Origin of the sequence: Lacticaseibacillus manihotivorans DSM 13343 = JCM 12514, assembly GCF_001435035.1 — a bacterium.
In the GTDB taxonomy this organism is placed as follows: domain Bacteria; phylum Bacillota; class Bacilli; order Lactobacillales; family Lactobacillaceae; genus Lacticaseibacillus; species Lacticaseibacillus manihotivorans.
Map to the genome: position 1 here is coordinate 1 of NZ_AZEU01000089.1, position 10,776 is coordinate 10,776.

10 protein-coding genes are annotated in these 10,776 nt (G+C 47.9%); 9 read left to right on the forward strand and 1 reads right to left on the reverse strand.

Annotated elements, in window-relative coordinates:
- The first annotated feature begins 52 nt into the window (after nt 1-52).
- Nucleotides 53-703: a tRNA (guanosine(46)-N7)-methyltransferase TrmB gene (gene trmB, locus FD01_RS04490; RefSeq protein ID WP_056962854.1), complete on the forward strand. Its 651-nt coding sequence runs from the start codon at nt 53-55 to the stop codon at nt 701-703.
- Here trmB and FD01_RS04495 read toward each other — a convergent pair.
- On the reverse strand, nt 650-988 hold the full coding sequence (locus FD01_RS04495; RefSeq protein ID WP_054718477.1) for a hypothetical protein: 339 nt from the start codon (nt 986-988) through the stop codon (nt 650-652). The two genes, trmB and FD01_RS04495, sit on opposite strands and share 54 nt — an antisense overlap.
- A gap of 107 nt (nt 989-1,095) precedes the next feature.
- Between FD01_RS04495 and FD01_RS04500 the strand changes: the two genes are divergently transcribed.
- From FD01_RS04500 to FD01_RS04535, 8 genes are all read left to right on the forward strand, one after another.
- Nucleotides 1,096-1,416 (forward strand): thioredoxin family protein, encoded by a 321-nt coding sequence (locus tag FD01_RS04500; protein ID WP_056962839.1) that lies wholly within the window; start codon nt 1,096-1,098, stop codon nt 1,414-1,416.
- Nucleotides 1,417-1,435: 19 nt separating this feature from the next.
- Nucleotides 1,436-2,077 carry a YtpR family tRNA-binding protein gene (gene ytpR, locus FD01_RS04505; protein WP_056962841.1) on the forward strand — a complete coding sequence of 214 codons (642 nt, stop codon included), beginning with the start codon at nt 1,436-1,438 and terminating at the stop codon, nt 2,075-2,077.
- A 118-nt stretch (nt 2,078-2,195) separates the two neighbouring features.
- Entirely contained in the window at nt 2,196-4,769 is a 2,574-nt protein-coding gene (locus tag FD01_RS04510) for a DNA translocase FtsK (RefSeq protein ID WP_056962843.1), read from the forward strand.
- Nucleotides 4,770-4,790: 21 nt separating this feature from the next.
- Complete coding sequence (murC, locus tag FD01_RS04515) at nt 4,791-6,110, forward strand: UDP-N-acetylmuramate--L-alanine ligase (RefSeq protein WP_056962845.1); 1,320 nt, start codon at nt 4,791-4,793, stop codon at nt 6,108-6,110.
- A gap of 98 nt (nt 6,111-6,208) precedes the next feature.
- On the forward strand, nt 6,209-6,916 hold the full coding sequence (locus FD01_RS04520; protein ID WP_056962847.1) for a Bax inhibitor-1/YccA family protein: 708 nt from the start codon (nt 6,209-6,211) through the stop codon (nt 6,914-6,916).
- A gap of 216 nt (nt 6,917-7,132) precedes the next feature.
- On the forward strand, nt 7,133-7,507 hold the full coding sequence (locus tag FD01_RS04525) for a hypothetical protein (protein WP_056962849.1): 375 nt from the start codon (nt 7,133-7,135) through the stop codon (nt 7,505-7,507).
- A gap of 91 nt (nt 7,508-7,598) precedes the next feature.
- Nucleotides 7,599-10,238: a DNA polymerase I gene (gene polA, locus FD01_RS04530; protein ID WP_056962850.1), complete on the forward strand. Its 2,640-nt coding sequence runs from the start codon at nt 7,599-7,601 to the stop codon at nt 10,236-10,238.
- 11 nt (nt 10,239-10,249) lie between these two features.
- Nucleotides 10,250-10,744 carry a DNA-formamidopyrimidine glycosylase family protein gene (locus FD01_RS04535; RefSeq protein WP_056962852.1) on the forward strand — a complete coding sequence of 165 codons (495 nt, stop codon included), beginning with the start codon at nt 10,250-10,252 and terminating at the stop codon, nt 10,742-10,744.
- Nucleotides 10,745-10,776: the final 32 nt, after the last annotated feature.

The window sequence follows — 10,776 nt, forward strand, 5'->3', positions numbered from 1 at the left end:
AGCCTTTTCATTGCCTTTTGGGCAAGGGCGCAGCGCTTGCGTGATTATAACTATGCGTTTACGAAACAAACCTTGGGCGAGCCCTTTGATCGCTGAACATCCTGAATTCATCATGACCAAACCCGTCGACATGCAAGGCAAGTGGCAAAGCCGCTTTGACCAAGAACGACCCCTGTATTTAGAAGTCGGTTCGGGTAAAGGCCAATTTATCGTGAATATGGCCCAACAGCATCCAGATCAAAACTTCATCGCCTTGGAGATTCAAGAAGTGGCGATCGCGTACATTTTGCGCAAACAAGTTGAATTGCAATTGCCGAACTTACAACTGATCCTAGGCGATGGCGCGGATCTCACTGATTACTTTGAACCAGAAGAAGTGACTGGCGTGTTCTTGAACTTCTCTGATCCATGGCCTAAAACCAAGCACGAAAAACGTCGCTTGACTTACAAGACCTTCCTTGATCAATACAAGGCGATCATGAAGCGCGGCGGCGTTTTACAATTTAAAACGGATAATTTAGGGTTCTTCCAATTTTCATTGGTCAGCATGAACAATTACGGCATGCATTTTGATTTGGTGTCGTTAGATTTGCATCATGATGACCGCGTGGTTGGCAACGTTGAAACCGAATATGAACACAAATTTGCCTCAAAAGGTGGGCTGATCTACCAACTCACGGCTCGCTTCGACGTTTTGGCGTGACCAATGCAACACCGTGCCATTTTCCGCCACGGTGAATGCGTACATCACGTCATCAATGATCAACCCGCCATCATAAGCGGTCATGTACACGTCACCGGCGGCAGCTTGATGCGGCTGGTGATCAATGAACCCGCCAGATACGGTGCCACCGTGTGACATGCGTTTAACCAGCTTGGCGTAGCGGTGCTTGGGTAGCCAAGTGTGATAATAGTAATGATGCCCCCAAGCGCTGATAGCCCCAGCGGCAATCAAGGTCGAAATTGTGGTCGCAGTATTTTTCTTCATAAGCGATCCTCCCATGGCTTAAATATACCGCGGAATTCATAGGTTGCCAAACCTAGAAGAGTTATGTATAATATGCTTATCTAATGTAAGTGAAAGGATGTTGTCTTATGAAAGTATTTGACTCAGACGATCAGATCCGCCAAGCCGTTAAAGGCGCTGGCAAACAAATGTTGTTCTTTACTGCAGGCTGGTGCCCAGATTGCGCCTTTATCAAACCAGAAATGCCAGCGATTGAAGCCGAATATCCCGACTTTGACTTCATCCAAGTCGACCGCGACGCAAACATCGAAGTCGCACAAGACTACGGTGTGATGGGGATCCCAAGTTTTATCGCCATTGAAAATGGGAAAGAAATCGGCCGTTTCGTCAACAAAGATCGCAAAACCAAACAAGAAGTGGAAAGCTTCATCAATGGTTTGCCTGCTTAGTCACTGAAAGGAATTTCAATTGTTAGTCACCACTTATAATTGCAACGCTTTAGGCGATGTCCTCATCGCTGTTGTCGGCCCAGATGATCCCAACCAAACCAGCCAAAAAGCTGGCGACATTGTCGGTATTTACAATGCCAAAGGTGAGGCGACTGGTTTCAACTTTTTCAATATTCATCAGTTATTACCTGAACTTGAGGGTAACGGCCAAGTGAACTTGTCTTCAGCTGACTTGAAGACGTTGAACACTGCGATCGCAAATGCTGGTTTAAACGGGGCTTTGCCTTTGGAAAATCCAGCCCGGATTGTTATCGGTAAAATTGTTGAGTTTGAAGCCCATCCAGATTCTGATCACTTGCATGTGACCAAAGTGGATCTCGGCGCAGAAGGCATCAAGCAAATCGTTTGTGGCGCGCCTAATGCTGAACTCGGCCAAACCGTAGTCGCTGCCTTACCCGGAGCGATGATGCCAGATGGCAAGTTGATCTGGCCTGGCGTTTTACGAGGCGTTGACTCATACGGCATGCTGTGTGCGGCTCGGGAATTAGCCTTACCAAATGCCCCACAAAAGCGCGGCATTTTGATCATGCCTGATGATTTGGCTGCTGGCCAACCTTTTGATTTCGATCAAGCCGCCGCAGTGGTCGCTGCGCAAAACTAAATGAAATTTCTTCACCGTGGACTGTTAAAGGTTTCACGGTTTTTTTGTGTAATTGGCGGAGTGGCAGCCTGTATATGGTAAAATAGAAGCTATTGAGTAATCGGAAGGGATGAAATTCATGGCGCATTATGATGGCCCGCCATTTTTACGCGGCGAAGCAGAAAAACCTGCTGAAAAATATCCATTACCACCTAAACCTGAGCGCCAAGCACCGAAACCAAAACCGGTCACGCCAAAGCCGAAACCATCTGCTAAAACTGAACCAGATATTGGTCGGCATTCCGTTGATCCCCTGGCAGCCTTGAGTACCCCGAAGTCTTTTGTGCGGCGCGATACCAAGCGTCCGCAAATCGATTATCGAGTGATTTTGGCCGATATGGTTCGCGACGATGATCAAGTTTATCTGTTTACTTCAGACGACAACCCTGATTTTCAGGCACCGACAGATGAAGTTGCGCCTGCTGAAACGCCGAACGCTGAGCAAAATGAACCACGCGGTGATGCTGACAATGAGGCCTCAGAAGCTGAAGTCGATCACGTGACCGAGGAGTTGTCTGCGAAATCAAGTGAAACGCCAACTGATGAAGACATTGTCCCTGTGAAAACTGGGCAATCAGATGTTGAGCAAGCAACAGACGCGCAACCAGTTGAACCTGATCATGAACCTGCTCAGCCGACGGAGACGCTTGATGAAGCAGAATCTGAACCACAATCGACTGTTTCAAATGATGCGCAAGCTTCTGACCCGGAATTATTTGCAGAACCAGCAGGGGATCCGGTAGATGAGCCTGATTCTTCTGAAGCAATCAAGCCCGAAGACACGCCTGAAGCGCCCATTGAGAAACAGCCAAGTTTTGCGCATACCAGCGAGACTGTGACGAAGCCGACCGGAACTAAACTGATCCCAAGTCAAGTCGATCCGCTGAAGGCCGCGCAACAAGCGCAACTCGAAGCGGCCTTGGCCAAACAAAAGAAAACCGTTTATGCCAACTGGCGACCGATTCAATTGCCGAAGCGCAATGATTTGCACAGTGCGGTAGGGGATTACAAGGCCCGGCATAAAGACTTGCCAAAACCCGTCGCCCAAGTCCGCGCAGATCAAGCGCAAGCAAAAGCCGATCAGCCTCAGCTCAATCAATCAAAAGCTGAAACCCAAGCGCCCAAGCCTGAGGACGCGGCGTCTAAGCCGACAGCACCAACAGTTGAAAAGCCAGTCGCTGATCAGAAGCCTGATTTTAATCCAGATACGATCGCGTTGCACTCAGAAACTGCCAAACCGCAAACGCCTTACGTTTTCCCACCATTGGACTTATTACCAAAGCCGGTGATCACCACCAGCGACGCCCAAAATGACTGGGTCGAAGCGCAATCGCAACGCTTGGATGAAACCCTAGAAGCCTTTCATGTCGGCGCACACGTGGTGGCCCATACCATCGGGCCGACGGTGACACAATTTCAAGTTTCGCTTGATGCCGGTGTGAAGGTCAACAAAATCACCAATTTAAATGATGATTTGAAATTAGCTTTAGCGGCAAAGGATATTCGCATCGAAGCGCCGATCCCTGGGAAAACCACCGTCGGCATCGAAATTCCGAATTTACATCCGCGTCCGGTGATGTTGCGGGAAGTGTTACAATCACCAGCATTCCAAGACGCTGAATCGCCGTTAACCATTGCCTTAGGGGTCGACTTATTCGGCCAACCAGTGGTCACTAACATCAATAAAATGCCACATGGCTTGATCGCTGGGGCGACAGGCTCTGGTAAATCAGTGTTCATCAACTCTTTGTTGACATCACTGCTTTACAAAGCCACCCCAGAACAAGTCCGGCTGTTGTTGATCGATCCTAAAGCCGTTGAACTAGCGGTTTACAACAACTTGCCACATTTGGTATCGCCAGTGATCTCTGATCCTCAAGCCGCTGCCGAAGCCTTGAAGTGGGCGGTTGAAGAAATGGAAAACCGTTATCAGAAAATGGCCGCAGCTGGCGTGCGTAACTTGGCACAATTCAATCGCAAGGCCAAAGCTCATGGCGATTTTGGCTTAGTCTTGCCATATATCGTCATCATTATCGACGAATTGGCCGATTTGATGATGGTCGCAGCTTCTGAAGTTCAAGACTACATCGCCCGCATCACGCAAAAGGCCCGCGCCGCCGGGATCCACTTGATCGTCGCCACGCAGCGACCATCAGTGGACGTCATCACTGGGACCATCAAGAACAATATTCCGACGCGGATCGCCTTTATGGTGGCGAGTCAAACGGATTCGCGCACGATCATCGACGCTAATGGGGCAGAACGCTTGCTTGGACGTGGGGATATGTTGTATCTTGGTAGCGGCGCGAGCCAAGCGTTGCGTTTGCAAGGTACCTTTATTGATGAAGACATCGCCACGGTGGTGGATTTTGTCAAGAAAGAACGCCCAGCGCATTACTTGTTTCAACCAGACGGTTTGTTAGCCCAAGCTGAGGCATCAGATTCTCAAGACGAATTATTCCCGCAAGTGCTAGAATACATCGCCCAAGAAAAACATGTTTCAACGTCCAAGCTACAACGCGTCTTTTCCATTGGATACAACCGTGCGGCCAACTTGATCGATGAGTTGGAAATGCGGCATTACATCAGCCCGGCTAATGGCTCAAAACCACGAGACGTTTACTTCACTAAAGAAGATCTGGCTGACGATTAATTGACTATTAAGGGGAAAACAATGACTCAAACGTATTATTTTATTGGTATTAAAGGTTCTGGCATGTCGGCATTGGCTTTGATTTTGCATGACATGGGCAACACGGTCTTAGGTTCTGATATCACGCAATACACCTTCACCCAACGCGGCTTGGCGCAAGCCGGCATCGAAATGTTGCCATTTGATCCAGACAACTTAAAGCCTGGCTACACGGTAATTTGTGGGAACTCCTTTACCGACGAACATCCAGAAGTGGTCAAGGCGCATGAACTTGGCTTGAAGTTCTATCGTTACCATCAATTCGTCGGTGAATTGATGAAGCCTTACACCTCTATCGGGGTTGCCGGCGCGCACGGGAAGACTTCCACCACTGGTTTGTTGGCACACACCTTAAGTGGCATCGACAAAACTTCTTATTTGATCGGTGACGGCACGGGTAAAGGCACGCCTGATTCTAAGTTCTTCGTGTTTGAAGCGGATGAATATCGCCGTCATTTCTTGGCTTATTCACCAGATTATTTGATCATGACCAACATTGATTTTGATCACCCTGATTATTACACCGGTATTGAAGATGTCTACTCCGCCTTCCAAACTGAAGCCGAACAAGTGCAAAAAGCCATTTTTGCCTGGGGGGATGACGAATGGTTGCGCAAGATCCATGCTGACGTACCAGTTTATTACTACGGGACCAAAGACACGGATGACTTCATCGCCAAAAATATCACCCGCACCACGACCGGCTCAAGCTTTGATGCTTTCCATCACAATGAATTGATCGGCCACTTCCATGTGCCGTTATTCGGGGAACACAGTGTACTCAACGCTTTGGCAGTCGTGGCTGTGGCATACACCGAAAAGCTCGACGCTGACTTCATCGCTCGCGAACTTGCCAGCTTCTCAGGCGTTAAGCGCCGCTTCTCGGAAAAGAAAATGGCTAACGCTGTGATCATCGATGATTACGCCCACCATCCATCAGAAATCAAAGCCACTTTGGATGCTGCCCGTCAAAAGTATCCTGATCAACAAGTCGTTGCAGTGTTCCAACCCCACACCTTCTCTCGGACCATCGCTTACTTAGATGAATTTGCAGAAACCTTAAGCAAAGCCGATGCCGTTTACGTGACCCCAATTTTTACCAGTGCGCGGGAAACTTCTGGCTCAGTCTCTGCCGAAGACTTACAAGCTAAAGTCACTAAGCCAGGGGCTGTGATCAAGCTAGACGATATGTCTGCCTTACTGGATTACGATAACGCCGTGTTTGTCTTCATGGGCGCCGGCGATATTCAAAAGTATGAAGTTGCTTTTGAAGACTTGTTATCCCATGGCGAATTAAAATAAATTGTGACACTGGCCGATATCGGTCTTAAGTCCAACTGACAAGTTGTCACTTTATCGCTATAATGTTTTTTAAAGCTAAGACGAAAGGAGACGATTCGATGCAAGAACGTCGTGTTGTCAATGATGCTGGACTTTCTACTTTCTTTGCGAAAGTATACAGTACCATGGGCGGTGGGTTATTGATCACCGCTTTGATCAGTTATTTATTAGGAAATGTGTTCCAAGTCCAATATGGGAACTTCATCGCCTCTAACCGCATTCTGTATATTGTGGCCACTTTCTTACCGTTGATCTTGATGTTTATGATCTCCGGTCGCCGTGGTCAAGAGTCGCCTGCTTATGCCCGGGCAATGTTCGGGTTGATGGCCGCATCTTATGGGTTTACCTTAGCCTCTGTTTGGTTGATCTACCCAGCTGCCAACATTGGGATCTCCCTGGTGGTGACTGCTGTGATCTTCTTCACCATGTCATTTGTCGGGCGGACCACGAAATCCAACATGTCGATGATCAGCCGTTATCTGATCGCCGCGTTAGTCGGTGTGATCGTGTTGTCGATCATCAACATCTTCATGGGTTCAAGCATGATGGCTATGTTGATCTCTTATGCGATTTTGATCATTTTCATCATCATGACCGCAGCTGACACCCAAGCGTTGAAGCGCATCTATTTGACCGCTTCTGGCAACGGGAGTTTTGCAGTGAACACGTCAAGTTTGGCCGTTCAAGGGGCATTGATGTTGTACTTAGACTTCTTGAACTTGTTCATGGCGATCCTGCAGATCTTTGGGGTCGGCGACAATCGTTAATGACATCCATGCACGCTTACCAATTCGGTAAGCGTGTTTTTTATGCTCTGAGCGCCACCGGGTAAAATGCTTGAAAGCCTTGCGCGTAATGGCTTTGCCTCGCTTGAGGCGTTTGAGCAAGACCAACTGCTTGGGTTAAAAATCGCGATATGTCTGAATCGCGAATACACTGAGGTTGTTACCAGTTGGGCCGTTCATTTCTGGGAGGGGAAGCTTATGGCAAACTCGGTATTAGAAGCGAGCGTGGAACAAACTTTGCCGGCGTTCAACAAGGTCCCAGCGTTGCTGGCGTTGCGATTTTTAGATGTGTCTGACGACCAAATTGATTCAGCGGTGCGCGATTTTGCCCATGCGTTGAGTCAGATTCAAGATGTGGTGATCGAACAAGTGCCAGCTTATCAATTGCATCAGGCGATGGCGGCTTTAAATCCTGATTGGGCTCAAGGGAGTCCGACTGCAGATCACGAAGCGTTCATTCGCTTGTTGTGCATCAGTTTGTATTTACGTTTTTTGGCGCAAACTGGTCATTTGAGTTTATCTGAACGTCAGGTGTTAGATCAATTTAATCGCTATATGCCACCGCGCGCGTAAGCCGTGCAACAGCCAAGTACCCGGATGCTTGGCTGTTTTGTTGCGCCTTAAATCTGGTACAATAGCCTTAGGACTTTTGAGGAGGACTATCATGGCCGACAAAACAAAATTGTTGCTGATCGACGGCAACTCAATGGCATTTCGCGCGTTTTATGCGTTATATAACCAATTAGATAAATTTACCAATAAGGATGGCGTGCACACGAACGCGGTGTTCACTTTCAACAACATGTTGGATTCGCTGATCGATCAATTCCAACCCGATAACATCATGGTGGCATTTGATCGTTCAGGTGGGACCTTTCGGACGAAAAAATTCAGCGACTATAAAGGCAATCGTGACCGCGCCCCACAAGAATTGCTGGAACAATTACCGTTAGTCAAAACCTTGTTAGATGATCACGGCATGGCCCATTACGAATTGCAAGATTGGGAAGCTGACGATATTATCGGCACGCTGGCCAAGCAAGCAGAAGCCGCAGGTTGGGAAACTACAGTCATTACCGGTGATCGTGATTTGACGCAGTTGGCGACTGACCATGTGACGGTTCAGGTGACGAAAAAAGGCGTCAAAGAACTGGAAGCCTTCACCCCTGAATACCTCAAAGAAAAAGTGGGCGTGACTCCCAAGCAATTCATCGACATGAAAGGCTTGATGGGTGACACTTCGGATAATTATCCAGGTGTTCAAGGCATCGGCCCGAAAACTGCTTTGAAGTTATTGGACCAATTCGGCTCCATCGAAGGTTTATATGACAACATCGATGACCTGAAGAAATCGAAAATGAAAGAAAAACTGATCGCCGGCAAGGACGATGCCTTTATGAGCAAAGACCTCGCCACAATCAGACAAGATGCACCGCTTGAAATCGGGTTGGACGATACCAAATACACTGGCCCAGACATGGATAAGTTGCGGGTTTTCTACACGGACTTGGATATGCGCCAGGCCTTGAACAAACTCAACAAACAAGCCCCAGCCGTTCAGCCTAAAGCCCATTATGTGGTGATTTCAGACGCTAACTTAGAACAACTCTTAGCCGTAGACGAACCGATTGCCTTTGAAATTGAAATGTTGACGGACAATTATCACACGGCAGATGCAATCGGCTGGTTTGTCGGGACTGAATCCGAAGTCTTTGTTTCCGCTGATGCCACTTTGTTATCACTGCCGCAAGTGCAAACCTGGTTAAATGCACGGGATCATATCACCGTGTTTGATTTGAAGCGGAACTTAGTCGCAGCCAAGAAGTATGATTTGAATCTGGATCCCGTTGATTTTGACGTGTTGTTGGCGTCTTATTTGCTGAACCCGGATCAAAATGCCAACGACCTCGGCCAAATTGCCCAAGATCATGATTATACTTTGGAATTTGACGAAGATGTATATGGCAAAGGCGCAAAGCTGGCTGTTCCTGATGAAGAACAACTCTTCAGCCATTTTGCCCGCAAAGCCCAAGCCTTATTGAGTTTGCGTCCGCATTTGACCCAAGATTTAGCAGATCACGATCAGTCAGGTTTGTTTACTGACATGGAAATGCCACTGGCCCGGGTACTTTCGGCAATGGAAGAAGTCGGCATCACCCTTGAAGCCAAAACTTTGCAAGAGATGGGCGAACAATACGAACAATCCATCAAAGTCTTACAAGAAAAAATCTACGGGCAAGCCGGCCTTGAGTTCAACTTGAATTCGCCTAAACAACTTGGCGAAGTCTTATTTGAAAAGCTGGGTTTGCCGGTCATCAAGAAGACTAAAACCGGTTATTCCACTAGTGTCGATGTATTGGAACAACTCAGCCACGATTACCCGATCGTCAAAGACATTTTGGATTATCGCGCGGTGTCCAAGTTGCAATCCACTTATGTCAAAGGGTTGTTGAAGGCACAACTCCCAGATCAAAAGATCCATACCCGTTATTTGCAAACTTTGACGCAAACCGGGCGCTTGTCTTCAGTGGATCCCAACATGCAAAACATTCCCGCACGTGGCGATGGGAAGCTGATCCGCAAAGCCTTTGTGCCATCGCACGAGGGCTGGCAGATTTTCAGTTCTGATTATTCGCAAATTGAATTGCGCGTGTTGGCGCATATTTCTGGCGATGCCAACATGCAAGAAGCCTTTAAAGAAGATCGCGACATTCATGCCAACACCGCGATGAAGATCTTTGGGTTAGATTCGCCTGATCAAGTCACGCCTGATATGCGTCGACAAGCTAAAGCCACGAACTTTGGGATCGTGTACGGGATCTCTGATTTTGGCTTGGCCAAAAACATCGGTATCACGCGCCGGCAAGCCAAGGCGTTTATCGATGGGTACTTTGAACAATATCCCAAAGTCCACGAATATATGGATAAAATGGTGGCGCAAGCGCGCGAAACTGGCTTTGTCGAAACACTTTTCCATCGCCGTCGCTACTTGGATCAAATCCACTCCCGTAATTTCAACTTGCGGCAATTTGCGGAGCGCACTGCGATGAATACGCCGATCCAAGGCTCAGCTGCTGATATCATCAAAGTGGCGATGATCCGCATGCAACAAATGCTCAAAGACCAAAACTTGCAAAGTCGCATGTTACTCCAGGTGCACGATGAACTGATTTTTGAAGGGCCAGAAGCAGAAATGCCAATTCTTGGCAAACTGGTGCCGAAGGTCATGGATTCGGCAGTGGATCTGGATGTGCCGTTGAAAGTGGAAAGTTCGTTTGGGCCCACTTGGTATGATGCCAAGTAGAAAGGAGCCATATGCCGGAATTACCAGAAGTTGAAAATGTGCGGCGCTCTTTATCTGAGTTGATCGTTGGGAAAACGGTTTGTGGCGTCCACACCAACTGGGAGAAAATTCTCGTTGGTGGCCTATCGACGTTTACCAAGACCTTGGATGGGACGACAGTGACCGCAGTGGATCGGCGCGGCAAGTATTTACTGTTACGTTTTGATAATCAGGTGACTTTAGTTTCGCATTTGCGCATGGAAGGCAAATATCAATTGGCGCCAACTGCAGACGAGCCACCGGCAAGATTTTTACATGTGTGGCTTGATTTCACCGATGGCAGTCAGTTGCGGTATTTGGATATGCGTAAGTTTGGGCGCATGCAGTTGTGCGATACCGGCGCAGAAATGCAAGTCGGCGGCTTAAAAACCATGGGGCCTGAACCGACAGTTGAAACTTTTGACGCGACTGATTTTTATCACACGTTGCAAAAACACAAGAAGCCCCGCGTTTTACAATCAAGTTAGCCACTATCGTTAGCACTCAGACAAAATAAAAA